The sequence below is a fragment of the Mycobacteroides sp. H003 genome, assembly GCF_001440135.1.
GTDB classification, from domain to species: domain Bacteria; phylum Actinomycetota; class Actinomycetes; order Mycobacteriales; family Mycobacteriaceae; genus Mycobacterium; species Mycobacterium gwanakae.
Genome location: NZ_LJYL01000015.1, coordinates 133,860 through 159,822 on the forward strand (window position 1 = coordinate 133,860; position 25,963 = coordinate 159,822).

27 protein-coding genes are annotated in these 25,963 nt (G+C 64.4%); 7 read left to right on the forward strand and 20 right to left on the reverse strand.

All coding sequences use genetic code 11. From position 1 onward, the window contains the following. Positions 1–84: 84 nt before the first annotated feature. On the forward strand, positions 85–810 hold the full coding sequence (locus AOT87_RS11210) for a PadR family transcriptional regulator (protein ID WP_030095940.1): 726 nt from the start codon (positions 85–87) through the stop codon (positions 808–810). 36 nt (positions 811–846) lie between these two features. On the opposite strand, the gene glpK is transcribed toward AOT87_RS11210, so the two are convergent. From glpK to AOT87_RS11250, 8 genes are all read right to left on the reverse strand, one after another. Next, the gene (gene glpK / locus AOT87_RS11215) at positions 847–2,364 is read right to left on the reverse strand and encodes a glycerol kinase GlpK (protein WP_057968982.1); all 1,518 of its coding nucleotides are present in this window, start codon (positions 2,362–2,364) and stop codon (positions 847–849) included. Continuing rightward, positions 2,357–3,169 (reverse strand): MIP/aquaporin family protein, encoded by an 813-nt coding sequence (locus tag AOT87_RS11220; protein WP_057968983.1) that lies wholly within the window; start codon positions 3,167–3,169, stop codon positions 2,357–2,359. Before AOT87_RS11220 ends, glpK begins: the two co-directional genes overlap by 8 nt. A gap of 91 nt (positions 3,170–3,260) precedes the next feature. Continuing rightward, positions 3,261–4,139, reverse strand: a complete 879-nt coding sequence (locus AOT87_RS11225) for an SDR family oxidoreductase (RefSeq protein ID WP_057965856.1) — start codon at positions 4,137–4,139, stop codon at positions 3,261–3,263. A gap of 27 nt (positions 4,140–4,166) precedes the next feature. Beyond that, positions 4,167–5,018, reverse strand: coding sequence for a MaoC/PaaZ C-terminal domain-containing protein (locus AOT87_RS11230; protein WP_057968984.1), 852 nt, complete (start codon positions 5,016–5,018; stop codon positions 4,167–4,169). A gap of 16 nt (positions 5,019–5,034) precedes the next feature. After that, positions 5,035–6,240: a lipid-transfer protein gene (locus AOT87_RS11235; RefSeq protein ID WP_030095945.1), complete on the reverse strand. Its 1,206-nt coding sequence runs from the start codon at positions 6,238–6,240 to the stop codon at positions 5,035–5,037. A 178-nt stretch (positions 6,241–6,418) separates the two neighbouring features. After that, on the reverse strand, positions 6,419–7,048 hold the full coding sequence (locus tag AOT87_RS11240; protein ID WP_081336308.1) for a TetR/AcrR family transcriptional regulator: 630 nt from the start codon (positions 7,046–7,048) through the stop codon (positions 6,419–6,421). A 38-nt stretch (positions 7,049–7,086) separates the two neighbouring features. Continuing rightward, positions 7,087–8,247: a hypothetical protein gene (locus AOT87_RS11245; RefSeq protein WP_057968985.1), complete on the reverse strand. Its 1,161-nt coding sequence runs from the start codon at positions 8,245–8,247 to the stop codon at positions 7,087–7,089. Then, positions 8,244–8,543, reverse strand: a complete 300-nt coding sequence (locus AOT87_RS11250; protein WP_030095948.1) for a hypothetical protein — start codon at positions 8,541–8,543, stop codon at positions 8,244–8,246. The genes AOT87_RS11245 and AOT87_RS11250 overlap by 4 nt, the downstream gene beginning before the upstream one ends. A 195-nt stretch (positions 8,544–8,738) precedes the next feature. On the opposite strand from AOT87_RS11250, the gene AOT87_RS11255 reads away from it, so the two are divergent. Then, entirely contained in the window at positions 8,739–10,214 is a 1,476-nt protein-coding gene (locus AOT87_RS11255) for a glutamate-cysteine ligase family protein (RefSeq protein ID WP_057968986.1), read from the forward strand. 15 nt (positions 10,215–10,229) lie between these two features. On the opposite strand, the gene AOT87_RS11260 is transcribed toward AOT87_RS11255, so the two are convergent. The 7 genes from AOT87_RS11260 to AOT87_RS11290 all read right to left on the reverse strand — a co-directional run bounded on the left by AOT87_RS11260 (position 10,230) and on the right by AOT87_RS11290 (position 17,288). Further along, positions 10,230–11,036, reverse strand: coding sequence for a DUF5995 family protein (locus AOT87_RS11260; RefSeq protein WP_234795795.1), 807 nt, complete (start codon positions 11,034–11,036; stop codon positions 10,230–10,232). 207 nt (positions 11,037–11,243) lie between these two features. Further along, complete coding sequence (egtE, locus tag AOT87_RS11265) at positions 11,244–12,311, reverse strand: ergothioneine biosynthesis PLP-dependent enzyme EgtE (RefSeq protein WP_057968988.1); 1,068 nt, start codon at positions 12,309–12,311, stop codon at positions 11,244–11,246. Beyond that, positions 12,308–13,258: an L-histidine N(alpha)-methyltransferase gene (gene egtD / locus AOT87_RS11270; protein WP_198528397.1), complete on the reverse strand. Its 951-nt coding sequence runs from the start codon at positions 13,256–13,258 to the stop codon at positions 12,308–12,310. The genes egtE and egtD overlap by 4 nt, the downstream gene beginning before the upstream one ends. Before the next feature lie 2 nt (positions 13,259–13,260). After that, the gene (gene egtC, locus AOT87_RS11275) at positions 13,261–13,941 is read right to left on the reverse strand and encodes an ergothioneine biosynthesis protein EgtC (protein ID WP_057968990.1); all 681 of its coding nucleotides are present in this window, start codon (positions 13,939–13,941) and stop codon (positions 13,261–13,263) included. 1 nt (position 13,942) lies between these two features. Then, on the reverse strand, positions 13,943–15,238 hold the full coding sequence (egtB, locus tag AOT87_RS11280) for an ergothioneine biosynthesis protein EgtB (RefSeq protein WP_057968991.1): 1,296 nt from the start codon (positions 15,236–15,238) through the stop codon (positions 13,943–13,945). Next, positions 15,235–16,473, reverse strand: coding sequence for an ergothioneine biosynthesis glutamate--cysteine ligase EgtA (gene egtA, locus AOT87_RS11285; RefSeq protein WP_057968992.1), 1,239 nt, complete (start codon positions 16,471–16,473; stop codon positions 15,235–15,237). Before egtA ends, egtB begins: the two co-directional genes overlap by 4 nt. Before the next feature lie 35 nt (positions 16,474–16,508). Then, positions 16,509–17,288, reverse strand: a complete 780-nt coding sequence (locus AOT87_RS11290) for an SDR family NAD(P)-dependent oxidoreductase (protein ID WP_030095957.1) — start codon at positions 17,286–17,288, stop codon at positions 16,509–16,511. Positions 17,289–17,347: 59 nt separating this feature from the next. Between AOT87_RS11290 and AOT87_RS11295 the strand changes: the two genes are divergently transcribed. Next, positions 17,348–17,788 carry a nuclear transport factor 2 family protein gene (locus tag AOT87_RS11295; RefSeq protein ID WP_057968993.1) on the forward strand — a complete coding sequence of 147 codons (441 nt, stop codon included), beginning with the start codon at positions 17,348–17,350 and terminating at the stop codon, positions 17,786–17,788. Here AOT87_RS11295 and AOT87_RS11300 read toward each other — a convergent pair. Then, on the reverse strand, positions 17,757–18,644 hold the full coding sequence (locus tag AOT87_RS11300) for an LLM class F420-dependent oxidoreductase (protein WP_057969015.1): 888 nt from the start codon (positions 18,642–18,644) through the stop codon (positions 17,757–17,759). The genes AOT87_RS11295 and AOT87_RS11300 overlap by 32 nt on opposite strands. A 52-nt stretch (positions 18,645–18,696) precedes the next feature. Between AOT87_RS11300 and AOT87_RS11305 the strand changes: the two genes are divergently transcribed. Genes AOT87_RS11305 through AOT87_RS11320 form a run of 4 tightly spaced genes read left to right on the forward strand, consistent with a single transcriptional unit; the run spans position 18,697 to position 22,900 of the window. After that, positions 18,697–20,091, forward strand: a complete 1,395-nt coding sequence (locus tag AOT87_RS11305) for a sugar porter family MFS transporter (protein WP_057968994.1) — start codon at positions 18,697–18,699, stop codon at positions 20,089–20,091. Beyond that, positions 20,076–20,978 (forward strand): BadF/BadG/BcrA/BcrD ATPase family protein, encoded by a 903-nt coding sequence (locus AOT87_RS11310; RefSeq protein WP_101312319.1) that lies wholly within the window; start codon positions 20,076–20,078, stop codon positions 20,976–20,978. Before AOT87_RS11305 ends, AOT87_RS11310 begins: the two co-directional genes overlap by 16 nt. A 14-nt stretch (positions 20,979–20,992) precedes the next feature. After that, positions 20,993–22,006, forward strand: coding sequence for an SIS domain-containing protein (locus AOT87_RS11315; RefSeq protein ID WP_046252274.1), 1,014 nt, complete (start codon positions 20,993–20,995; stop codon positions 22,004–22,006). 9 nt (positions 22,007–22,015) lie between these two features. Further along, a complete protein-coding gene (locus AOT87_RS11320) occupies positions 22,016–22,900 on the forward strand; it encodes an N-acetylglucosamine-6-phosphate deacetylase (protein ID WP_234795794.1) in 885 nt (294 codons plus the stop codon). Here the strand turns inward: AOT87_RS11320 and AOT87_RS11325 are convergent. From AOT87_RS11325 to AOT87_RS11340, 4 genes are read right to left on the reverse strand one after another with little or no spacing between them, the layout of a single operon-like run. Then, entirely contained in the window at positions 22,885–23,529 is a 645-nt protein-coding gene (locus AOT87_RS11325) for a sensor domain-containing protein (RefSeq protein ID WP_044104875.1), read from the reverse strand. The genes AOT87_RS11320 and AOT87_RS11325 overlap by 16 nt on opposite strands. A 3-nt stretch (positions 23,530–23,532) precedes the next feature. After that, a complete protein-coding gene (locus AOT87_RS11330) occupies positions 23,533–24,195 on the reverse strand; it encodes a sensor domain-containing protein (protein ID WP_057963585.1) in 663 nt (220 codons plus the stop codon). A gap of 43 nt (positions 24,196–24,238) precedes the next feature. Continuing rightward, positions 24,239–25,165 (reverse strand): carbohydrate kinase, encoded by a 927-nt coding sequence (locus AOT87_RS11335; RefSeq protein ID WP_057968996.1) that lies wholly within the window; start codon positions 25,163–25,165, stop codon positions 24,239–24,241. Between the two features lie 49 nt (positions 25,166–25,214). Beyond that, positions 25,215–25,868, reverse strand: a complete 654-nt coding sequence (locus tag AOT87_RS11340; protein ID WP_030095967.1) for a sensor domain-containing protein — start codon at positions 25,866–25,868, stop codon at positions 25,215–25,217. Between the last annotated feature and the right edge of the window lie 95 nt (positions 25,869–25,963).

A 25,963-nucleotide genomic window follows, 5' to 3' on the forward strand; every position in this document is an offset into this window, starting at 1 on the left:
TTTTCGTTGCATCACGATCGATTCCGATATATCGTTATGTATCGAGAGGTGAGAACGCCTCCCCCCAAGCACAAGGAGATACACATGACTTCCCATGAGGAAAGGGCCGATCAGTTCCGGCCCGACACACCCTTTGGTTTCGGATTCGGTTTCGACCCCACACGTCGCGGACCAGGTCGGCGCCACGGCGGTCGTCAGCACGACTGCGATCCGCGCGGCGAGTTCCAGGAGCAAGCCTGGGCTGGGCGACGCGGACCCGGCGCGTTCATGGAACGTGGGTTCGGACCCGGGTTCGGACGTGGATTCGGTCCCGGCTTTGGTCCTTTCGGATTCGGTTTCGGTGACCCGCAGCGTGGACGCGGACGGGGACGTGGCCAGCGCGGCGACGTCCGGGCCGCCATCCTGGCGCTGCTCGCCGAACGCCCGATGCACGGCTACGAGATGATCCGCGAGATCGCCGAACGCAGTAACAACATCTGGCGGCCGAGCCCCGGTTCGGTGTATCCGACACTGCAACTGCTCGTCGACGAGGGCCTCATCGTTGAGGCCGAGGGCAGCGGCAGCCGCAAGCAGTTCGAGCTCACCGAAGAAGGCAAAGCGGGCGCGGCCAAACTCGATACCCCGCCCTGGGACAAGATCAATGAGGACGCCGACCCATCGGTCCTCGATCTTCGTTCCGCACTCGGCCAGCTGATGGGTGCGGTCGCGCAGTCGGCCCACGCCGCCTCAGCCGAGCAGCAGCAGCGGATTATCGAGATCGTCAACTCTGCCCGCAAGCAGATCTACGGCATCTTGGGTGAGACCGACTGAATGAGCCTAGGCCCCCCGTTATGACAGGCGGGGGGCCTAGCTCACGTCGACCCAGTCCAACGTGCGCTGCACGGCCTTCTTCCAGCCGGCGAATCCGTCGGCCCGCTGCTGTTCACTGATCGACGGGCTCCAGCGCTCGTCTTCCTGCCAGTTCCGCCGAAGGTCGTCGGGGTCCTTCCAGAAGCCGACGGCCAATCCCGCCGCATATGCCGCGCCGAGTGCGGTCGTCTCGGCGACAACGGGTTTGACGACATCGACGCCCAACGTATCGGCCTGGATCTGCATGCAGAGCTTGTTGGCTGTGATGCCTCCATCCACCTTGAGTACCTCCAGGTGCACACCCGAGTCCGCCTCCATGGCCTCAACCACTTCGCGGCTCTGATAACAGATCGCCTCGAGTGTTGCGCGCGCCAAATGCGCGTTGGTGTTGAACCGGGAAAGGCCCACAATCGCGCCACGGGCGTCCGAACGCCAATACGGCGCGAACAGACCCGAAAAGGCCGGTACGAAGTAGACACCGCCGTTGTCCTCGACCTGACGAGCCAAGTCCTCGCTTTGTGAGGCACCGCTGATGATGCCGAGCTGGTCACGCAGCCACTGCACCGCCGAACCGGTCACCGCGATGGAACCTTCCAGCGCGTACACCGGCTTGTTGTTCCCAAACTGGTAACACACGGTGGTCAAGAGCCCGTTGCGCGAGTGGACCAATTCTTCACCGGTGTTGAGTAGCAAGAAATTCCCGGTGCCATAGGTGTTCTTGGCCTCGCCGGGACTCAGGCACACCTGCCCCACCATCGCCGCCTGCTGATCCCCCAGGTCGCCGGCAATGGGCACCTCACCGCCGAGCGGCCCCATATGGGTCGTGAAGCCAAACGGCTCGACCGGCGACGACGCCTTGATCGGCGGAAGCATCTGGCGTGGAATGGAAAAGAACGACAGCAGCTCGTCGTCCCAATCCAGGGTCTCCAGGTTCATCAGCATCGTGCGGCTGGCATTGGTCACGTCGGTGACGTGTACCCCACCGCGAATGCCTCCGGTGAGGTTCCAGATCACCCAGCTGTCGGGGGTGCCGAAGAGCGCATCACCGTTCTCCGCATCGCGGCGCACACCATCGATATTCTCCAGAATCCACTGCAGCTTCCCGCCGGAAAAGTATGTGGCAGGCGGCAATCCGGCCTTTTCGCGAATGACATCACCGCGCCCGTCCCGATCCAGTGCTGTCGCGATCTTGTCGGTGCGAGTGTCCTGCCACACGATGGCATTGCAATACGGCCTGCCGGTGTGACGGTTCCACACCAGGGTGGTCTCGCGCTGATTGGTCACCCCCACTGCCGCGAGGTCCCCGGCCGACAATCCGGTCACGTTGAGCGATGTGGCCAGCACCGACCAGGTGCGTTCCCAGATCTCCACCGGATTGTGCTCCACCCAACCTGCCCGCGGCAGCAGCTGCTGATGCTCCAATTGGTGGCGACCGACCTCCTCGCCGCGGTGGTTGAAGATCATGGCACGCGTGCTGGTGGTGCCCTGGTCGATCGATGCCACGAAATCAGCCATTGGCGAACTCCTCGGTGTGCGACGGTGATTGGGTTTCGGAATCGTCTGCGTACAGGAATGCTTCCACGAGATAGCGGTACAGGGCGGCCCCCAGCAGGCCCCCGACGAGTGGTCCGACTATCGGCACCCACCAGTACTGGGCGCCGTGCTGGTACAGGAAGGCCGTATCGAAACCGGTGAGATAAGACGCCAGCCGGGGCCCGAAATCGCGGGCCGGATTGATCGCATACCCCGCGATGGACCCCCATGCCATGCCCAGACCGACCACCACCGCCCCGATCGCGAACGGCAAAAGACTCTCGGGCATACGGATATTGCGCCGGTCTGAAATGGCGAAGATCAGGAACAACAGGATCGCGGTGCCGATGATCTGGTCGCGCAGGCCGCCCCACAGGCTGACGTCAAGGGCGCCGTTACCCGGGAGCGTCGAGAAAACCCCCTGCGTCGCAATGGTGTGCCCGGGATCCACAGCCGACAACACACTTCCGTAGTTCCACCGAACCAGCAGCGCCGCCACGAACGCACCCGCCGTCTGGGCCAGGATGAACGGAATCACCTGTTTCCAGGGGAATCCACGAAACACCGCCAATGCCAGCGTCACCGCCGGGTTCAGGTGCGCACCGGATATCCGCCCGGCGGCGAAAACGCCGAAGGCGACTCCCATGCCCCAGGCCCAGGCGATGGAGTTGTGATTGCCGTAGTCCTCGTTACCGGCCGTCACCACCTGTGCGACCACACCCAAGCCGAACAGAATCAAGATCAGCGTGCCGACGAACTCCGCGGCGAGTTGACCGGTGTGCCTCATAACTCCGAATCTAGGGGCGCGCCGCCGTGGACACACCTGAAAACGCCGAACGGTCCCCCGATTTCGGGGGACCGTTCGCGTTAAGAAATTCCTACTTCCAGGGCTCGACGCTCTCGCGCACCAGGTCAATGCTCCACGGTCCGTCGGTCTCGGCGGTGTCGGTCACCGACCATCCCTTGAGCCGCTGAATGGATCCACCGGTCACCTTGAACACCTGACCGGTCCACGGGTTCTTCTCCGTGCTCAGGTAGGCCACCAACGGTGAGATGTTGGCCGGGCTGAACATGTCGAACTGCCCCTCCTCCACCGGCGCCGCGAAGATCGCACCCATACCCGGCGTGGCCAGCGTCAGGCGCGTGCGCGCCACCGGCGCGATCGCGTTGACCTTGACCCCGTACCGCTCCAGCTCGGCGGCTGCGACGCAGGACAGCGCCGCGATACCGGCCTTGGCCGCACCATAGTTACCCTGACCCGGATTCGGCAGTGTCACACCGGAATCCGATGCGGTGTTCACCACGGTGGCCTTGACATCGGCACCGGCCTTGGACTGTGCCTTCCAGTACTCGGCTGCGTGGCGCAGCACCGCGAAATGCCCCTTGAGGTGCACCTGGATGACCGAATCCCACTGGTCCTCCTCAAGGCCCGCGACGAAGCCGTCCCGCAGGATGCCCGCGTTGTTCACGACGGCGTCCAGCTGTCCGAAGGTTTCGACGGCCTGATTCACCAGGTTCGAGGCTCCGGCCCAGGTCGAGATGTTGTCGGTGTTCGCAACGGCTTTGCCTCCGGCGGCCACGATCTCGTCGACCACTTCCTGCGCGGGCCCGGCATCCGATCCGGAGCCGTCGTTGGCGCCGCCGAGGTCGTTGACGACCACCGACGCGCCTTCCCTGGCGAAGAGCAGCGCGTGCTCACGGCCGATGCCACGTCCGGCACCGGTGATGACCGCCACCCGTCCGTCAAGTTGTCCCATAGTGATTCCCTCTCCTTCTGCGATGACTTAGGCGATAACGGCGTGGCCGTTTTTGATGACGAGATCGTCGCCGACGCTCGTTTCGTACGAATAGGTGCCGGCGGCACCGTTCTTCCAGAAGCTGGTGGTGATGTCCTGCCCGGGCAGCACCGGCTTGGCGAACCGCACCGCCAGCTCCTTGAGACGCTCGGTGCGTGAGTCGGCCAGCTCGGTCAGGGCGGCCCACGATGTAAATGCCATGGTGCACAACCCATGCGCGATGATGCCGGGCAATCCGGCCGCCACCGCGGCATCGTTGTCCAGGTGGATCGGCATCGGATCACCCGAGGCCGGGCTGTACCGGAACGTCTGGTCATCATCGACATGCTGAACCAGGGAGGCGGCTGGCGCATTGGCCTTGATCGCCTCATCCAGCACAACGTTCGGGCCAAGCACACCGCGTGTCTCACCCACGTCGTACTTGCGGAAGAAGAACGTCACGTACTGTTCGTTGACCAGATCGCCCGAGGCGTCGCGCGTTTCGGCATACACCGTGCCGCGAGTGCCGTTCTCCATACCCTCGTAGCCGGTCATCTTCGACTTGGCCACCAGCGTGTCGCCGGGCTTGATGGGCCGGTGAAACCGGAAGAACTGCTCGCCGTGCACCACACGCGGAATCAACTGGTAGGGAACGACACTCATCGTGGTTCCAACGAGTGACTGGAAGATGGGCACCACCGCGAAAACCGGTGGTGCCACCTCCCCCTTGCGATGCTCTTCGATCGGGTCGTTGGTGGCCTCGGCATAGGCGATCAGGCGATCCTTGTCGACCTCGATGGTCTCCTCGGCGCCCCACTGGTCCAGGCCATCGTTGTTGAACGGGTATTTGGTGTCAGCCATTGTTTTCCAACCCCTTTCAGCGGTTGGCCGGCTTGTAGGCGGTGACCACGCACGCCCCACCGAGGCCGAGGTTGTGCTGCAACGCCACCTTTGCGTCGGCCACCTGGCGCTTGTCGGCCTCACCGCGCAGCTGCCAGGTGAGCTCGGCGCACTGCGCCAGACCGGTCGCACCAAGCGGGTGCCCCTTCGAGATCAGGCCACCCGACGGGTTGACCACCCAACGGCCGCCGTAGGTGGTGTCACCGTTGTCGATCAGCTTGCCGCCCTCGCCCTCGGCGCACAGTCCCAACGCCTCGTAGGTGATCAGTTCGTTGGCCGAGAAGCAGTCGTGCAACTCGATGACGTCCACGTCGTCGGCCGAAATCTGAGCCTGCTCATACACTTTCTGCGCGGCGAGCTTGGCCATGTCGAATCCGATGAGCGTGATCGCCGACTTGGATTCCAGCGTTCCCGGGGTGTCTGTGGTCATCGCCTGCCCGACGATTTCCACGGCACGGTCACCGAGCCCGTTGGCCTCGACGAACCGCTCCGAGGCCAAGATGGCCGCGCCCGATCCGTCGGAGGTCGGCGAGCACTGCAGTTTGGTCAGTGGTGCGTAGATCTCTTTGGCGTCCAAGATGTCCTGAAGGGTGTACTCCTCCTGGAACTGCGCGTAAGGGTTGTTCACCGAATGCTTGTGGTTCTTGTAACCGATCTTGGCGAAGTGCTCGGCGGTGGTGCCGTACTTCTGCATGTGCTCACGACCGGCGGCGCCGAACATCCAGGGCGCAGGTGGGAAGGCGAAATCGAACAACCCGGCGAGGGCTTCGATGTGCCGCTGCATGGGCTGCTCGCGATCGGTAAAGGTCGCGCCCAACGATCCGGGCTGCATCTTCTCGAATCCCAGCGCCAGCGTGACATCGGCGAGTCCACCGCGAATGGCCTGCGCCGCATTGAACAGCGCGGTCGAGCCGGTTGAACAGTTGTTGTTGACGTTGGTGACCGGGATGCCGGTCATGCCGAGTTCATAGACGGCACGCTGACCGGAGGTGGACTCCCCCGCGCAGTACCCGACATAGGCGGCTTCCACCTTGTCGTAGTCAATGCCGGCGTCGGTCAGGGCATTGGTGCCCGATTCCTTGGCCATGGCCGGGTAGTCCCAGCCCTCACGTCGTCCGGGTTTCTCGAACTTCGTCATCCCGACGCCGATGACGAAAACCTTTTCGGGGGCCTTTGGGGGCATCGTTCCAAGCTCCTTTTGCGCGCACTTCGATGGGGGCTTCGTCAACGTAACATACGTTCTATCCTGAATGTAAGGTTCCGGTACAGATGTATCGTCAACCCGAAGAAGGCCCGGTCCATGGAACGATGAACTTGGTGAACGTGCATAAAACTTGCCCGGAATCACCCCGGGCATTTACCTACAGGACAGTTTGTTTTTGCGTATCGAGCTGCGGCGCCCGAAGCCGCAGCTCCAGCATCTGCTTGGCCCTGGACCAGCGACGGTCGCGGGTTTCCTGAGACGCGGTCAAGCTGCTGACCAGGATGCCGCGGATGATGTCCATGGCCAGCAGACCGAAGTCACGCCGATCTCTGGGAGACGTCGGATCCTCGTCGTCGAGTACATGCAACGCCGACAGATTGTGCAGCACCATCTTTTCGAACTGGTCCAGGTGCACACGGAGGTCAGGCTCGGTCCGCGCCGCGATAAGCAGCTCCACCACCGCGGTGAACAACGGCCCCTGATGAATCCGCCACAGCACGTCGAGATACCGCTCAACAGAGTCGGCAGATTGATCCATGGCCATCAGCTCTTCGAGTACCGCCTGGGTGCGCTTGAACGCGAGATGGCGCACCGACTCAGCCATCAGTTCCGACTTCGACTGGAAGTGATGGATCAGCGCACCGCGCGTGACACCGGCGCGACTCGCGATACGCGAGGTGGTGGTGCCGGAATACCCGAACTCGACGAGACAGTCGATGGTCGCCTCAAGCAAGCGAGAACGCATCGCCGCCGAACGTTCCTCCTGGGTGCGTCGCGGCGTGGCCATGCCCACATTGCACCACAGTCAGCCGACGGGCAACGCGACTATCGGCCGGTGACCTGGTGGAAGATCTGCGCGGCCTGCGCCTCGTACTTCGCATACGCGTCAGGGAAGGCGGAGCGCTGAACCGACTGCGCGGCTTGGGCAACGCTCATGTCCTGCCAGCCGGACACCTTCACCAACTGGTCGTAGAACTTGCCTGCCGACCTCGTCGGATCCATCAAATCGGCTGTAGCACCCCAGCTTTGACGCTGCTGGAACGGCCCCACCGAGTCGTGGTCATGTCCCACACCGTCATTGGCCAGCATCATCGAGTCGGGAACCGAGGAGTTCGCGAGGCTGCGCAAGCCGGACTCGGTGAGTGCGGTGGCCAACGCGATCTGAATCGCCTCGGGCGAAAGCCCCCGACGAAGACCTTCTTCGATGATCTTGCGCGCGACGTCCATCTGTCCGGCGTCCAGATTCATGAACACCGACGGACCCGACGGACGCAACGACGGAGCACCGGTGTTGGAGTAGCTCCCGTCGGGCACGCTATGACCCCCGCCGCCACCGTGGCCGCCCCCGCTGCCGCCGCCATGGCCCCCACCGAAACCGCCGCCACCGCTGCCGCTGCCGCCACCGAATCCACTGCTGCCGGCCCGCATCGAGCCGCTTGCCGCACCGCCACTGCTGGCCGGTACGAACGCCGCGGGCTGCGTGCTGGCCGCCTTGTGCTCCGCGTCGACCGTCTCCGATGCCTTGCGCAGGTCATTCGACGAGGCGCGATCGGCCTCCTCAAGCGACTTCAGGGCCTGACGAATCGCGTCGGTCAGCCGGCGGGCCTCGGCCTGCAGATCCCTGTTGCCCTGCGGAGCCGTGACCGTGCCGTCGTCGGCAACCTGCAGGCCCTTCGCGTTGGCCTCGTCCACCAGCGCCATCACCTTGTCACGCGCCGCAGTCAGTGCCGAGTGCCCGCCACGGACCGCCTCGGCCACATTGCCGATCGCGAACGAGAGCCGGTTGGTCGAGGACTGCTCGCTCGACGCCTGGTCATACGCCGCCGCGAAGGACTTGCCCTTCCAGAACGACTCTGCCGAGTCCAAATCGCGGACCACTCCGTCGATGGACAAGTCCAGGTTCTTGCTGGCATCTTCGATGGCCTTTGCGGCAGCGTCCAGGTTGGCGACATCCCACCCACGTAGCTGCGAAATCGTCGGTCTCACAGCCTGACCTCTCCGGCCCTGGTGACCTGCCTGCCGTTAGCGGCGTCCTGGCCCGTCAACGAGCCCGAACTGGTTTGAACAAAGTGTGAGATGCCCTCGATACGTTCGGACGCACCACCCCCGGCGCGTTTGAGTGCCGCACTGACGGCCCGCAGCACCTCAGCGAACTCGGTACCGGCAACCGCGTTGGCCGCCGCCTCGAAATCAACATCGGGAAACGCATCCTTCGCACGTCCTGCGACGCGACTCGCCAGCCGAGCCATCTCGGCACCGTTGGCCTTCATGATGTCGCTCATAGATACCTCCCCAAGGAACCGGTCCCACGCGCACACGATGGCGCGGTTCGTCGCCAGATTGTGCCTCTGATCAGATACGACGGCGCTGCTGCTGATTTGGTTCCATGTTTTTCAACCTTTTTTCGCCGAATCGTCCGGGGCCGCGTACGGGCGAATCACCAGGTCCTAGCCCCCCGGTGGGGAAGAATACGACCCATGGGCGACGAAGTCGCACGCACCCAGTTCACCGGTGAGCACCGCCGGGCCTATCGCACCAAGGTGCAGAACTGTCTGGACGTGTTCGAGACCATGCTGTCGGAGTCCAGATTCGACTTCGAACGACCGCTGACCGGCATGGAGATCGAGTTCAACCTCGTCGACAGCAATTACCAGCCGGCGATGACCAATACCGAAGTCCTCGCGTCGATCGCCGATCCGGCCTTTCAGACGGAACTGGGCGCCTACAACATCGAACTCAATGTGCCGCCCCGCGCACTCCCCGGCTCGGCGGCCCTGGAACTCGAAGACGACGTGCGCACGAGCCTGAACGCGGCGGAGCAGCGGGCCGGCGAGAGAGGCGCCCACATCGTGATGATCGGCATCCTGCCAACGGTCATGCCCGAACATCTGGACGGCGCGTGGATGAGCCCGTCCTCCCGATACCGGGCATTGAACGACGCGGTGTTCAACGCCCGTGGTGAGGACATGCAGATCGACATCACCGGTGCAGAACGGCTCAGCGTCAGGTCGCCGTCCATCGCCCCGGAGTCGGCGTGCACCAGCATGCAGCTGCATCTGCAGGTGGCCCCCGACGACTTCGCCGCCAACTGGAACGCCGCCCAGCTGCTGGCGGGCCCTCAGTTGGCGCTGGCCGCCAACTCACCGTTCTTCTTCGGCAAGTCCCTGTGGGCGGAGACGCGCATCGAGCTCTTCACGCAGTCCACCGACACCCGGCCCCAGGAACTCAAGGTGCAGGGGGTGCGCCCACGGGTGTGGTTCGGCGAGCGCTGGATCACCTCGATCTTCGACCTGTTCGAAGAGAACGTCCTCTACTTCCCATCGCTGCTGCCAGAGATCTCGGATGAGGACCCGGTGGCCGAGCTCGCGGCGGGGAGGGCGCCTCGACTTCAGGAACTGCGGTTGCACAACGGAACGGTCTATCGCTGGAACCGCCCGATCTACGACGTCGTCGACGGCACACCGCATCTACGCGTGGAAAATCGCGTGCTGCCCGCCGGGCCGTCGGTGATCGATGTGATGGCCAATGCCGCGTTCTACTACGGCGCGCTTCGAGCCCTGTCCGAGGATGATCGTCCGGTCTGGACGAAGATGACTTTCGCTGCGGCACATGACAATTTCCTAGAGGGTGCCCGGCGTGGCGCAGAAGCCAGAATGTACTGGCCCGGCGTCGGCGAGATCACGGCCGATGAACTGACGCTGCGACACCTGCTGCCCATGGCACACGAAGGATTGCAACGCTGGGGGGTGGCCACTGAGGTGCGGGATCGTTACCTCGGGGTCATTGAGGCGCGAGCGAAATCGGGCATCAACGGCGCGGCCTGGCAGACCCACACCGTCGGCGCGCTCGAAGAGCGTGGGTTGACTCGCAAGGCGGCGCTCAGCGAGATGCTCCGGATGTATTGCGAACACATGCATTCCAACGAACCGGTGCACACTTGGAAGCTGATCTAAACATGGCGTGCCGCATCACATCACGGTGCATATCGGCGCCGGTGTCTCCGCAATTCGATCCAGCACTCGCAGATTGGCCACCACATCGCGGCTCTCCCGTGCAGCGATCGCGTTGACAAACACGGACATGGGGGCGGGCGGACTGTAGACCAGCGCCCCCTGCTGTGCGATTTGCAGATCGCGCGCCAGGATCACGCCGGGATCGAGAACGTCCGGCACGGCGGCCAGCACCGCGGCGAACCGCCAAGCGCTATCGCGAAATGCTTTGACCGATTCGTTGATCACCGCGATCTGACGTTCCTGGAGCACCGCGTACAAGTCGGCCAACACCGGAGACAACTCGTTGATGTCTCCCACCACGCCGTTCACCTGACTGGCCAGCACCGCATTGAGCCGGTTGAAGTCCTCGCGCAGCGACTGCAGCTGGGCACCACCGGCGACATTCTGGGCAACAATTCCAAGGTCGAGACCGATGTGTGCATTGACCCCGGCGAGCATGTGCTGCACCAGGATTGGCTGCTCCAGGTGAGCCGAATCGAATGTCACCTGCCACGAGTGCGCGGGTTTGCCGTACCGATCCGGGTGGAAGTAACCATTCAACGCAGCGAAATAGCGCTCGGCGAATTCCACATCGAACCGTTCCATCCGTGCGCCATCCTGGAACACATGCTGCTCAATCGCGACGCCGACCGCGAGGGTGATCCTCTTATACAGCGCCGCGAAGTATCCGAGCCTGCTTGATACCCCGATTGACCACATGATGATCGAGTCGATCGCCGCAACGACTTCATCGATCGTCCTGCAGGTTGGCAGGGGATCCAAGGGAGGTATATTCTCTGGCACGCCTTTGCCTTTCAGGAAGAGCTATCCGGTTCCACCGCGCGGGCAAAGCTACGGTGGCATCGAACTGCCCGCCTAGGCACGAGTAGCCGACTACCTACATTTCGCCGCGCCTATACCCGAACTCGCATCAGATAGGTCATCTGCGCCGAAAAGTGCTCGAGAAGCCCCAGATCTACGCCGTGAGGACTAGGCCAACGCTTCGGCCAACTGTTCCAGCTCTTCATCGGTGCCATCGACATGCGGGCTGATCCGCAGCACCGGCTTGGTCATCTCGAACGGTGCTCGCACGATCTCAGCAGCGGTCGCCACGATCGCATGCTCCTCGATGAGGTGCGCTCGCACCGCGACGACGTCGATGTCCCCGATGGGCTCCAGTGTGGTGATGGCACTGGGCTCGTCCACCGACTCCACCACTCGCCAATCGTTGAGTTCTCCCAGGATCTTTCGGGCCGCCCGTCCACGCTCAGCCAACGCGCCCTGAACCTCCGAGGGACCGGCCGCCAGATGCTGCCCCACCGCGACCGACAGCCCCACCCAGCCCGCGACATGTGCCTCGACATGGCCGGCCCATTGCGGAATCAGATGTGCAAGAGCTGGATTGACGGCAAGCACGCCCACACCACGCGGACCGGCCAACCACTTACGTGATGGTGCGTACATGGCGTCGGCACCGAACGTGCAATCGATATGTCCCAGTGCCTGCGCGGCATCGACAACGACCGGCACCCCGGCCGCACGCGCCAACGCGACCACGTCGGCGGCGGGCTGCACGGTGCCGCGGTGGCTGCCGACAACGGTGAAATGCACCAGGTCTACCTTCTCGCGGCGCAGAAACGCCTCGATCCCGTCAATATCGGCGCGGCCGTCTCCGTCGACAGGCAACCACACCGGAGTGAATCCGAAGTGGTTCATGATCATCAGGTTCGGGCCGAATTCACCGGGCAGACAGGCGACAACCCGTCCGGCATCGACCGGCCACGACTGCAGCAGCGTACGCAGGGCATCGGCGGCGCCGGTGGTGAATTGCACCTGTGCCTCGGGCATGCTCGTCAAGTGACGTACTGCCGCACGTCCAGCCTCGAGTACCGGGGCCGCGGCTTCCTGCGCCACGTATCCGCCGATCTGCGCCTCGTGTTCGGCGTGCTGAGCCACCGCCCGAATGGTGTCAACGCTCTGCCGTGAGCAGGCGGCCGAATCCAGGTGCACACCGAGAACCGGTGGCCGGACCTGCCGCCACACCTCACCCAAGCTCACTGTTTCACCGCCAGCGACAGTCCGAAGTCATGGGAATCATCTGTCCACCAATGGGTCTGGCGCAGGCCCGCAGCGGCCAACTCCCGCGCCACACCCTCCCGCCGGAACTTGCACGACACCTCGGTCAACATCATCTCCCCCGTCCCGAAATCTACGACGAGATTCAGAGCTTCGATGGTTACCCGCTGGTCGCGCACGGAGCGCAGCCACATCTCCATGCGTTCCTCGTCGCCGTTCCACAATGCGACGTGCTCGAAAGCCTCCAGGTCGAAATCAGCATCGAGTTCACGATTGATCACCGCGAGCACATTGCGATTGAACGCGGCCGTCACACCGGCGCTGTCATCGTAGGCACGCACCAGACGGCCGGTGTCCTTCACCAAATCAGTTCCGAGTAAAAGCATTTCACCGGGTTGCAGGGTGGCCGCCACATCGGCCAGGAATCGTGCCCGCGGCTGCGTGGTCAGATTTCCGATCGTGGAGCCCAAGAAGGCGACGAGACGCCGGCCCTCCCGGGGAATCCGCCCGAGGTCCTGCTCGAAGTCGCCACACACGGCCCGCACCCGCATCCCCGGATACTCGGCGACCAGAGCATCCCCCGCCGCGCGCAGCACACCGGAATCCACGTCGAAGGGGATGAACGTCTTGGGAGCCAACGCGTCGAGCAGCATTCGCGTCTTTTCCGAGGTGCCGCTACCCAGCTCCACCAGGGTGTCGGCACCCGAAGCCGACGCGATATCGGCCGCATGAGTACGAAGTAGGCCAGCCTCTGTCCGCGTTGGGTAGTACTCCGGCAGCCGAGTGATCTCGTCGAACAGATCGCTACCCACCTCGTCGTAAAACCATTTAGGAGGAAGCGATTTCGCATCTGCGGTCAGGCCCTGCCGGACATCACGGCGCAGCGCCTCGGCCGCCGCACCAGAGGCTAGGTGATTCTCCAGAGTCATGGTCATAGTGGCGCCACCTCTACCTTCCCATCGCGTACCCGCACCAATCGCCGGTCCGGGATGTCGACCCAGGACGGGTCGTCGTCGTACGGTTCGCTCGCCACCACCACACCGTCGGCGGCCTCCAGAATCGACAGGGTGTCACCCCAGGTCGTGGCGATCAACTCATTTCCGTTGGCCGCCAGAATATTCAGCCGCGCTGATGGATCCGCGGCGCCGACCTGCCGAACCGTCTCTCCCAGGTTCTCCGGGCCCGACGCGAAGATCCGGGCCGCCAGCACCGCGCTATCGACCACCGACTCCGCACCCGATACCTGGCCCACCGCGCCGCGATCGACAATCCCGTTGTGCGACAACAGCCAGGTTCCATCCGTGAACGGGGCGGCCGCGGACTCGTCGATGGGCATTCCGGCACTTGCGGACCGAACCGCAGCCACCACGCATCCGCTGCGTAACACCGGAGCCACTGAAGCGAAGGACACATCACCCCACAGCGGACGTGCACTGCGCCATCTACGGGGTGCCCCGTCAATGAAGAACCCGGCACCCCACCCGTCGGCGTTTACCAGACCATGCTTTTGGCGTCGGGGTGAATACGACTGCACCTCAAGGCCATGCGGCGGCTCCAGCATCAACGACGCCAGGCTCCGTGGCTCACCCAACCAGCCCAGATGACGACACATGCTAGACGTCCCAGGCCAGACGAACGCCGCTGAAGATCTGCCGGCGGATCGGGTGATCCCAGTTGCGGAAGCTGGGCCGCATGATCGATGGGGACACCGCCCATGAGCCCCCGCGCAGCACGCGGTAGTCACCGGCTCCGGAACCTTCGAAGAACGGCTCGCTGTACTGCTGGTAGATCATCGGGGTGAAGCCGGGCCAGGGCCGCAGTGGTGAGGTGGTCCACTCCCACACGTCGCCGAGCATCTGTTCGGCACCATAAGGCGACGCCGATGCCGGATAGGCGCCGATCGGGGCCGGCCCGAGGGCACCTCCGCCGAGGTTGGCCCGGTCACGGCCCGGGGGGTCCTCGCCCCACGGGAAGCGCCGTCGCACATTGACCTCCGGATCCCAGACACAGGCCTTTTCCCATTCGGCTTCGGTCGGCAATCGCGCGCCGGCCCAGGCGGCGTAGGCCTGCGCCTCGTGAAAGGTGACGTGCTGCACCGGCTCATCGGGCGCTCTCTGCAACTCACGCCCGAACCGCGTCAGCGTTCCGCCGCGGTTCCAAAACTTGGGCGCCGTCAGGTCTTCCATGCACCGATGTGTCCATCCGGCCTCGGTCCAGAACTCGTCGCGCCGATATCCGCCGTCGGCGATGAATGCCGACCACTCGGCGTTGGTCACCGGAACCGTGCCGATCCGAAAACTCGGGAGATCCACCACATGTGCGGGGCGTTCGTTGTCCAGCGCGAACGGTTCGTCGATCGCGTCGACGCCGAGTACGAATGGACCCGCAGGCACTAGCACCGAGGTTCCCGCCACTCCTGGGCGCCCCGACGGCAACGGGTCCACGCGCTCCAGCAGGGCAGCCCCGCGACGAATCGATAAGGCCTGCAACATGGTTTCGTCATGCTGATGTTCATGGCTGAGCACCATGGCGTAGGTGAATTCGTCCGAACGTGCCGATCCGTCGGAGGGCAGTGCCTCCAGCCGGTCCAGAACCCGGCCTCGCACCTCGTGACAGAAGGAACGTGCCTGTGCCGGGGAGAGCAGCGGCAGCTGTACCCGGCTGGCCCGGGTGTGACGGAAGGCGTCATACAGGGACTCGATATCGCCGGGCAGCATTCCCGGTTTCTGCGGATCACCGTCGCGCAGTAGCCAGAGTTCTTCCTGCTGTCCGATATGCGCCAAGTCCCACACCAGCGGACTCATCAGGGGGTCGTACTGACGATGGAGCTCGGCATCGTCATGATCGGTAATGGTCAGCGTGCGCAGACGCGCGGCTTCGAGGTCGCGCGCCAACTCTTCCCGGATCATTGCGTTGCTCCCGAGAATGCCTGCTCCACACCGTATTCCGCGACATTGTCCATGAAGTCGTCGGCGGGACATCGGCCTTCTTCGACACGCTCCAATAGGAAGGCCATATCCGCGGCCAGCTCGGACGGCGCCACCGCGCACGCCGCCGCCACCAGCCGACGCCCGGCCGCATGGAGGGCGGGATCGGCCAGGCCGGCTCGCGATGCCGCCTCCCACGCGTCACCAACGGGTTCAACCGTCTCCGCTGCGATATCGGCGACCTGCGGATGGTCGAGCGCGGCGACCACGGTGAATGCCAGCGCGGGCCACCACCAATCCGGTGCGGCATCCAGGTACCGCAGCTCCAACCAGCGGCGCGGTCGCACCGGAGGAAACAGCGTGGTCAGGTGATAGTCGAGGTCGTCGGTGGTGGGAGCGCGCCCTGCAAGCCGCACGGTCCCGTCAGCCCAGGATTGGAACGGCACATGGGTGACAACCGCATCGGCGCCGTCCTTGTTTCGCACCAGCATGACGGGTGCTCGCAGCGCATATCTGACCCACGATTCGGTCGGGTCGGCGCCGATCTCGACCGGGGCGCAGCGTCGCGGGTCCAGGTTGTCCCAGATCCACTGTCGGGTGTTTCGCCGTCCCGTGCGGCGACCGGCCAGCATCGGCGAGGAGGCCGAGAGCGCCGCCATCGTCGGACCCATCCGCTGCGCCAGCACAAATCTGTCCCGCCACTGCCGCGGTGTCCCGGACTGCAGATTGACCTGCAATGACGCGGTGCAGGTCATCATCTGCAGCGCGGTCTCACCGAAACCAGCAGCACCGAAATGGCCTGCCATGGCGCCGTACCGTGCTGCGGGATTGACGCGTTCGGGGGTGCGCAGTGGGTCGGTGCCCAAGCTGGCCAGCGCAATCCCGGCGCCACGGTATGTCGAGGTAAGGATCGAGTGATCGGCCCGCATCGAGGAGATCGCCGACCAGATATCTGCGTGCGGGGGTCCGGAGAGTTCGACAGCCCCACCCGGCTCAAAGGTGATCGCGCTGCGACCGGGCAGATCGTGAACGGTCTCCGCGATGTCATGCAGCCGATTCCAGCTGACCCTGCGGTGCGGAGCCGTCAGCTCAACGGTATGAGATTCCAGCTCCAGCCCGACCGTGCCGACATGTGCGTCGGCGAAAGACTGCCGAGCGATGTGCTCGGCAGCCTCGTCCGCGTTCGACAGTGTCTCCACTGTCGAAGTGGTGGCCATCTCTCCAATGTTCCATAGGCCACCGACAAGTCGCGCTACTTCGGCTGGAGGCGGGCTCCGCCGTCGATGCGAATCGTCTCGGCATTCATGTAGCTGTTGGTGACAAGCTCCAGGGCCAGCGAGGCGAATTCCTCGGGGTTACCCAGGCGCTGCGGGTAGAGCACGTTCGGTGCCAGGCGGTCCTTGAACTGTTGCGCGGAGTCGCCCTCACCGTAGATCGGGGTGTCGATGAGACCCGGCGCGATGGTGTTGACACGGATGCCCACGACCGACAGATCACGCGCGATCGGCAGCGTCATGCCCACGATTCCGCCCTTGGATGCCGAGTAGGCGGCCTGGCCGATCTGGCCGTCGAACGCCGCGACGGAGGCTGTGTTGACGATGGCGCCGCGCTCACCGAACTCGTCGACCGGCTCTTCCTGGCTGATCGCGGTGGCCGCGAGACGGATCAGGTTGAACGAGCCGATCAGGTTGATACCGATGACCTTGGAGAAGATGTCCAGCGAGTGTGCCGAGGCGTACTGCCCGTCCTTGCCGATGGTGCGGCCGGGCCAGCCGACGCCCGCGCAGTTGATGAGGACGCGCACCGGGCCCAGCTCCTTGGCGGCGTCGACGGCGGCGATACCGTCGGCCTCGCTGGTGACATCGGTGTGCACGAACGCGCCACCGAGTTCCTTGGCCAGAGCCTCACCCTTTTCGTCCTGGACGTCGGCGATGACGACCTTGGCGCCCTGCTCAGCGAGCAGGCGAGCAGTTGCGGCACCCAGACCCGAGGCGCCACCCGTGACGATTGCAGACACACCATTGATATCCATGAGCCGCACCCTAACCGATCAGTTGGTTGGGAGATCGAGGCCCCATAGTCTTTGTATCCGTGACCGATGACCGACTCGCCATCCAGGATCTCGTCGCCCGGTATGCCAGCGCCGCGGACCGCCGCGACGTCGACGCGCTCGTCGCACTGTTCTCGGCTGACGCCGAACTGATCCGGCCCCCGGCCCTGCTGCGCACAGGTGATTCAGCAGCCCTGCGGGGCCGCGAGGCGATCGCGGATTCGATTGTCGCGGCCCTCACGCCGCTGCATGCGACGTATCACCTCGTGGGCCAGCAGACGGCCACTGTCCGCGGCGACACCGCGGCGGGCGAGGTCTATTGCATGGCCCACCACATCTACCTGCGCGGCGACCGGCATCACGACAACGTGATGGCCGTCCGCTACCTCGACACCTACGAGCGCGGAGCCGCCGGTTGGCTCTTCACCCGCCGCGAGCCGGTCGTGGTGTTCAGCGAGGACCGGCCAGTTCGAGTCGGCTAGCGCACGCGGCCATCTCCTCGAGCACCGCTTCCAGCGTCGTGGCGCGCCGCGACGCGGACAGCAGGATTCGTCCCGCACCGCTCCGGTGCGCCTGCTCCAGCGCCGTCTGGTCCACACGATGCAGACCATGCCCCAGCACGAGGTCGATACTCGCGGGATCTCGACCCGCATCGGTAGCCGCGGCCCGCATGACATTGAGCGCGGCCGACAGCTCCTCACCAACTAGACCCAGCGGTTGAAAGCCATCACCCAGGCGCCCCGCGCGCCGTGCCGCGGCCTTGCTGTGCCCACCGATGTACAGCGGAACACCTTGTGGCCGAATAGGCTTGGGGTAGGAATAGGCGTTGTGGAACCGGTAGAAATCCCCGTCATATGCGGCAGGCCCATCGGTTGACCACAGTGTGCGCATCACCGCGACGGCTTCATCGGTAGCCGCGCCGCGATGGTCGAAGTCGCCCCCGCACGCCTCGATCTCCTCACGCATCCATCCGACTCCCAGACAGACCCGCAGCCGCCCCCGGCTCAATCGGTCTAGGGTCGCCAGACGTTTTGCCAGCACCACGGGGTGGTGGTCGGGTAGCACCAGCACCCCGGTGGAAAGCCCCAGTGTCGTGGTGGCACCCGCGACAAACGACAGCAGCTCCAGCGGGTCGGGGATGTCGACATCATCGGGCAGGTGTGACTGACCGGTCGGCGAGTACGGGTAGGTGCTCTGCGTGTCTCCGATGACGACCGCATGCTCCACCACAGAGATCTCCGTGAATCCCAGCCGCTCTGCGGCACGCGCGAATTCGAGGATCTTGTCGGGTTCCGCGGTCATCCCGAGCTCTACCGGAGCAACAACACCGATCTTCACCGCCACCTCCAATAACCCGTGCCTGCCGCATCCTCAGTGTCTAATACGTGGGATGAGCCTGATCACCGACCTCCGCTCAACATCACGTCTGGGTCTGATGGTGGCCGTGACGGCCGCAGCGGTGGGTGTCATCTACGGATACGACTCCTCGAACATCGCGGGTGCGCTGTTGTTCCTCACCGACGATCTACATCTGTCCACCAATGACCAGCAGGTGGCCGCCACCGCGGTGGTGATCGGCGAGATCGTGGGCGCACTCATCGGCGGCCCACTGTCCAACAAGATCGGCCGGAAACGGTCAATGGTCCTGGTGGCGGCGACGTTTGGAATCTTCTCGCTGCTCTCCGCACTGGCCGTCGACCTGAACACCCTGGTCGCTGCGCGATTTTTGCTCGGGCTCACGGTGGGTGTGTCGGTGGTGGTGGTTCCCGTATTCGTCGCCGAGTCCTCCCCCACCAAGATCCGGGGCACGATGCTGGTGCTCTACCAACTGGCCTGCGTAACAGGGATCATCGCCGGGTACCTCATCGCCTGGGCGTTGTCGTCAACGGGCAGCTGGCGACTGATGCTGGGTCTGGCAGCCATCCCCGCCGTGCTGGTATTGATCGCCCTGCGCAAGCTCCCCGATACGGCTCGCTGGTACATGATGCGTGGCGACCGCGCACGGGCACGCGAGATCCTCACCACGGTGGATCCCGATATCGACGTCGACCACGAGCTCGATGAGATTGCCGACGCCCTGCGGTCCGAAGGCGGCGGTTCGGTGCTGGCACGACTCAAAGAGATGGTGACTCCGCCCTACAACAGAGCAACTTTTTTCGTTGTCGGCCTTGGGTTCTTCATTCAGATCACCGGCATCAACGCTGTCGTCTACTACGGGCCTCGCATCTTCGAGGCAATGGGCATGTCCGGATATTTCGCCAAGCTCGGACTGCCCGCGCTCGTTCAGGTGGCAGCGCTGCTGGCGGTATTCGTGTCCATGTCGACCATCGACCGGATGGGCCGCCGTCCCATCCTCATGATCGGCATTACCATCATGATCATCGCCGACGCCCTGCTGGTCACCGTATTCGCAATCGGTGGATCATCATTCGGTGGCGTGCTGACAGTTCTCGGCTTCCTGGGAATCGTGCTCATTGCGGTGGGCTTCACCTTCGGGTTCGGCTCGCTGGTGTGGGTGTACGCGGGCGAGAGCTTCCCGGCACGGCTGCGCTCCTATGGGGCCAGCGCCATGCTGACTTCGGACCTGGTGGCCAATGCCGTTGTCTCCATGTATTTCTTGACGTTGTTGACCGCACTCGGCGGCACCGTGGCGTTCGGGGTCTTCGGCGCTCTGGCGTTAGCCGCCCTCGTGTTCGTCTATCTGTTGGCACCGGAAACCAAGGGCCGCAACCTTGAGGAGATCCGGCATTTCTGGGAAAGCGGAGGCAAGTGGCCCGAGGCGTAGTAGTTGGGATAGACATCGGCGGGTCCAAGACCCGCGCACTGGCCGTCGCGGACGGCAAGGTGATCGGCGAGGCGCTGGCAGGTAGCGCCAATTTGCAGTCGGTGAGCGAGGAGCAGGCGAAAACCGTTTTCGCCGACATCTTTTCCGAGTTGAACCGGGACGATGTCTCCCGCGTAAGCGCCGGGTCGGCCGGGGTGGATACCCCCGAGGGCGCGCAGGCCCTGATTCGGCTGCTGCAACCGTATGCACCTCACGCCGACATCACCGCGGTGCACGATACGCAGCTCATCCTGGCGGCGGGTGGCCTCACGGCCGGCATCGCGGTGATATCCGGTACCGGATCAGTGGCCTGGGGGAAACGCGGCGACGGCGCGACCGCGCGAGTCGGCGGTTGGGGCTACCTGCTCGGGGACGACGGCAGCGGCTACGGCGTGTCTAGATCTGCTGTGCGGCACGCTCTCTCTTTGTCCGATCGGGGCGATCCTCCCGACGCGCTCTCGCAACGGTTCACCACCGAGTGCGGTGTCACCGAGCCCGCACAGCTACTGGATCATTTCTATGCCCACCCCGAACGCCGGTACTGGGCCAAGATGGCAGGGCTTGTCTTCGACCTCGCCTCGGCAGGTGATGACGCCGCACAGGTGATCACCAGGCAAACAGCCATCGACTTGGCCGCCTTGATCGAGGGTGTCTGCCTACGATTGGGCCCTGGACTGCCTGTGGTACTCGGCGGGGGCCTACTGGTCAACCAACCGGGCCTCGTCGCCGATATCATCGAACGTACACGCAGCACCGGTGTTTCGGATATCGCTGTGCTGCAACGTGAACCGGTGTTTGGAGCATTGGCCCTGGCCGGGGTCGATGTCGACGGATTGGAGAAGGCATGACCGCGGGGACGCATATGGCTGACGAGATCCGCCAACAGCCTGCCGTATGGGGGCGGCTGCTTTCGGAGGGCCGATCAGGCATCGCGGAGGTAGCAGCCAAGATCGTCGAGTACCGGCCGCGCTTCGTGCTCTTCGTCGCGCGCGGCACCAGCGACCACGCCGCGCTGTACGGCAAGTACCTCACCGAGATCATCCTGCAGGTCCCGGCCGGTCTGGCCTCCCCTTCGACCATGACGACTTACGGTGCGCGGCCCGATCTTTCGGGTGTGCTGGTAATCGGAGTCAGTCAATCGGGGGGCTCCCCCGACCTGGTGCAGACGCTGTCGGTGGCACGCGAGCAGGGAGCGCTGACCGTTGCCGTGACCAACGCCCCGAAATCTGCGCTGGCCACCGCTGCCGAACACCACGTGGACGTGTTGGCCGGCCCTGAACTGGCGGTTGCAGCCACCAAGTCGTACACGGCGCAATTGCTGGCGCTGTATCTGCTGCTCACCGATGTGGCGGGCCGCGATAACACCGCGGCCGCCCTGCTCCCGGAACGCGGTGAGGAAATCCTGCACAGCGCCGTGGTGCAGCAGCTGGCCACCCGGTACCGCTTCGCCTCACGCCTGGTCACCACTGGTCGCGGCTACTCATACCCCACCGCACGCGAAGCCGCCCTCAAGCTGATGGAAACGAGTTATCTTTCTGCCCAGGCATTCTCCGGGGCAGATCTGTTGCATGGCCCGTTGGCCATGATCGATCCGCAGGTACCGGTGATCGCGATCGTGCCCGATGGGGTTGGCGGCCGGGCCATGAACGACGTGCTGCACCGGTTGGCCGGACGCGGAGCCGATGTGTGCTGCGTAGGATCGGCGGACGCGGTGGCAGCCACCGGGCTGGGCGTCACCCTAGAGCCGACGCTCGAGGAGCTTTCGCCCATGTTGGCCATCATTCCGCTGCAGCTACTTGCCCTGCAATTGGCGATCGGCCGCGGAGAAGACCCCGATGTACCACGAGGTCTATCCAAGGTGACCGAAACGCTCTGAGGACACGACGTGGGTTCTGCCGGGTTTTTTGACATGCACGTGCACGGCGGTGGCGGCGCATCATTTGGAGACGATCCGGACGCCAATCACACTGCCGCAGAATGGCATCGGTCCCACGGCACCGACGGCATGCTGGCCAGCCTGGTGACTCTGGCGCCCGATGACCTGCTCAACGCCGTGCGCGTGCTTGCCGGCACGGCGGGCACCCGGGGTATCGCCGGTATACACCTGGAAGGCCCCTGGCTGTCGCCGCGATATGCCGGAGCTCACGATCCGCGGCTGCTGCGCGAACCGGATCTTGCCGAGCTCGAGCGGCTACTGGACGCGGGCGCCGGGCATATTCGGATGGTCACCATCGCGCCCGAGCTCCCTGGCGCGATCCCGGCGATCGAGCTGCTTGTCGCGCGCGGCGTGGTGGCGGCAGTGGGGCATACCGATGCCACGTATGAGCAGACCTTGCAGGCCATTTCGTCCGGTGCCACCGTCGCCACTCATCTGTTCAACGCCATGCGCCCGATCCACCATCGCGAGCCCGGCCCCATCCCGGCACTACTGGAGAGCCCGGCGGTGACCATCGAGTTGATCGCCGATGGCGTACACATCCACCCCGCGATCTACCGAACGGTGCTGGCCGCAGTGGGACCCGACCGAATCGCTCTTGTCACCGACGCGATGTGCGCCGCCGGAATGCCCGATGGTGCTTATCAATTGGGCCAGCTGCCGGTCACCGTCGCAGCTGGCGAGGCGCGGCTGCCCGACGGCACCATTGCCGGCAGCACCGCGAGCATGGCGGACCTGTATCGGTTCGCGGTGGCGCAGGCAGGTCCCGAGGTGGCCGCCCTGCAGACGTCCGTCAATCCCCTTCGCGCGGTGCGTGTTCAGGCCGCTTCGTAGCGGGGCCCGATGATCCTGGTGATGCGCAAAACACGTTCGTAACGCTCGGGACCGTCCGAGCATGTCCGCATGTCAGTCACGGTGTTACGGACTCTGACCAGTAGATGCGTACAGGCCTTACGCACTCCGTTATCGGCGATCATCACGTACGGTCCCACGATCGCGTCGTCATCACGGCGCAGCGCACTGATCATGTATCGCCACTGGAAGCCGTCACGCACTGTTTGGTTCGCGCACCGCTGCCACAAATCCATTTCACTGGAAGCGAAGTCGCGGGCCTCGTCGTCAGAGGGGAAGACCGCAACGCTTTGCGAGACCTGGACGGTCCACGGAGCCGCATCTTCGAGCTGCTGGTCATGCGCGGCCATATACGGCGCGCGGTCGTAGGTGGCGATAGACGCGCGAACCACGCTGCCACAATCGGGTCTGTCCGTCGACAGATCTGGCAGCGCATTGAGCCGATTGACCGTCGGGAAGCCAACTCCCAGCACCGACGACGCCTCTTGCGGCGTCACCATCAGGTCATCGATCGCGGCGGGCGGCACGATCGAACCCGGATCCGCGTGCGCGGGTGACGCCAAAAGCATCCCCGCCATCGTCGTCACGACCGCCCATGCCGGAACTCTCATGACTTATGCCTCCCACACTCGTGGACCGACGATCTTCATCAATTCGAATGCCCGCTCACCGTCACTCTTGGAAACCGTTGAGCACGTTCGGATATCAATGGTGACGTTGCGCTCGCTGAGAAGCACATGCTGACATGACGCATACGCCGAATCGTTCCGTGAATAGCCGACCGCGAGCAGGTTGTCGACCTGCGTGACATCCCGAATATCCACCGTCGCCACCAGAGTGGTGCCGTCGATGGCCAGCTCGGAGACGTTGATGGTCTGATGCTCACACGCCCGCCAGCGATCGGCCTCGCTGTGCGCGAAGTCGCGGGCCTCCGCATCGGTGCCGAAGACGGCCACGCTCTGATCGACCAGGGTGAACCAGCCGGCGTGATCCCAGAGTGCCTGGGAATGCGCGGCCACGTAAGGGGACCTGTCATAGCTCGACACCGAAGCCAACACCACACTTCCGCAGTCCGGGCGATCGGTGTCCAATGCGAAGGTGGCACTTTGCCGCTGGACATTGGGCAGAGCCACGCCCATCACCCGTTCGGCCTCTCGCTGGGTGAGCATCAGGCGGTCGATCGCCGAAGGCGGCACATGGGGCGATGGTTCGGCGGCTGCGACAGCCGGGTGCAGGACGCCGAGTACCGCCACCAGTGCCCCCACCACTGATCGCATGCTCACCCCCTGGCCTCGGCCCCCGATTCTTGTGTATTGAACTCTAGGACCCGATGCGGCGCAGCTCGTTGGCCAGCTCAGCGGCATCCGGTGGTTGCGCGCCGGGTCGGGTGCAGGTGAGCGCCGATGCCACCGCTGCCCGGCGCAACGCCTCGGGCAGATCGAGCCGGCGCTGATAGAACCCATCGAGAAAGGTCCCGGTGTAGGTGTCACCGGCGCCGACGGTGTCCACAACGCTGACCTGGTGGGCGGGGATGCGCAGCGGCGAGGATTCGCCCCGCCGGAAGGCCAGCGAGCCCGCCGCACCGCAGGTGATCAACGCGATCCGGATGCGGGGATAATCATCGAACCAGCGGCCCACCACACCCGCGATCGATACGCCCGGGTACAGGAACTGGAGGTCTTCGGTGCTGGCCCGCGCCACCTCCGCGAGAGCCAGCCACGAAGTGATGCGCTCGATATACGTCTGGCGGTCGCCCAGGAGCGTTGGGCGCACATTCACATCGAAAATGAGTGGAGCGTCCGAATAGTGCTCGACTATCCAGGCCCGCAGCGCCTCGCGCCCTGGCCAGAGGACGCTGGCGATCGAGCCCGCCCATACCGCCACCGGCGCGAGCGCCGCAACAGGAAGCGATGGTGGAGCAACATCATTGGTGGTTCCCTGCCAATAGAACCGGTACTGGGCGACACCCAGCTCGTCGATTTCCGCGATGGCCAATGTCGTAGGGACGTCACGGCGTATCACCAACGACTCGTCGACACCCGCCGCGGTCAGGTTGTCGATGCACCGGCGCCCGAAGACGTCGTGAGAAACCTGCGTGAGAAGAGCGGTTCGCGTGCCAAGCCGGGCGGCGGCGATCGCGGTGTTGTACGGACCACCGCCCGGTACCGAGCGCCACAATCCGTCGGCCGCGGGCACCACGTCGACCAGCGTCTCGCCGCAGACGATGAGGCCATCTCTGTCGGGCACGCATCGAGGCTACCCGAGAGAGGTTTTGTCACAGCATCTTTGAGCGTTCCTACGCCTGAGCCACCCGCGGCAGCAGGGCCTGGATGAGGTCGAGTGCACGGTTCCCGTCGCGTTGACCACAAACCCGCACGTCGATAGCCACGTTCCGTAGTGGCGCGAGCGCGTGCTGGCAGTACATGGCTCCGCCGTAATCCGTCGGCCACGCGTACCCGACCACCAGAACCTCCTGCACCTGGACGATCTTGCGAAGCTGCACCCATTCACGACGCGTGCTTCCGTCAGGTTGCGGCAGGAGCGAAGTGACCCGCTGGTTTTCGCAGGCCCGCCAGCGATCCGCCTCACCGAGCGCGAAGTTCGTCGCATCCGACCACTCGGGAAAGATCACCATGCTCTGGTCCACCAAGCGCGTCCAGCTCGGCCCGTCCGTCAATGACCGGTACCGCCCAGACAAGTAATTGGAGGATTCGTAACTGGCTGCCGACGCCAAAACCACACTGCCGCATTCGGGTCTGTCGGTCCGATCCGACACCAGCCCGGCCCAATCTCCGGATACAGACATGCCGGACCCCATGACGGGACTCACGTCCCCGGGCTCAAGCATCAGACCGGGGAGCGCGTCCACCAGCACCGGTAACTCGTCAGGATTCGCCGAGGCGGTGCCCGACGACGCCGCCATCGCCAGCACACAAAGAACCGACGCCACCCCCAGAACAGACCTCATAACCGCAGGAGCCTAGACGAGCAGCGGGAATGACCCCCTGGGTTATTGACACTCCTCTCGAAATATTGTTCCATGCG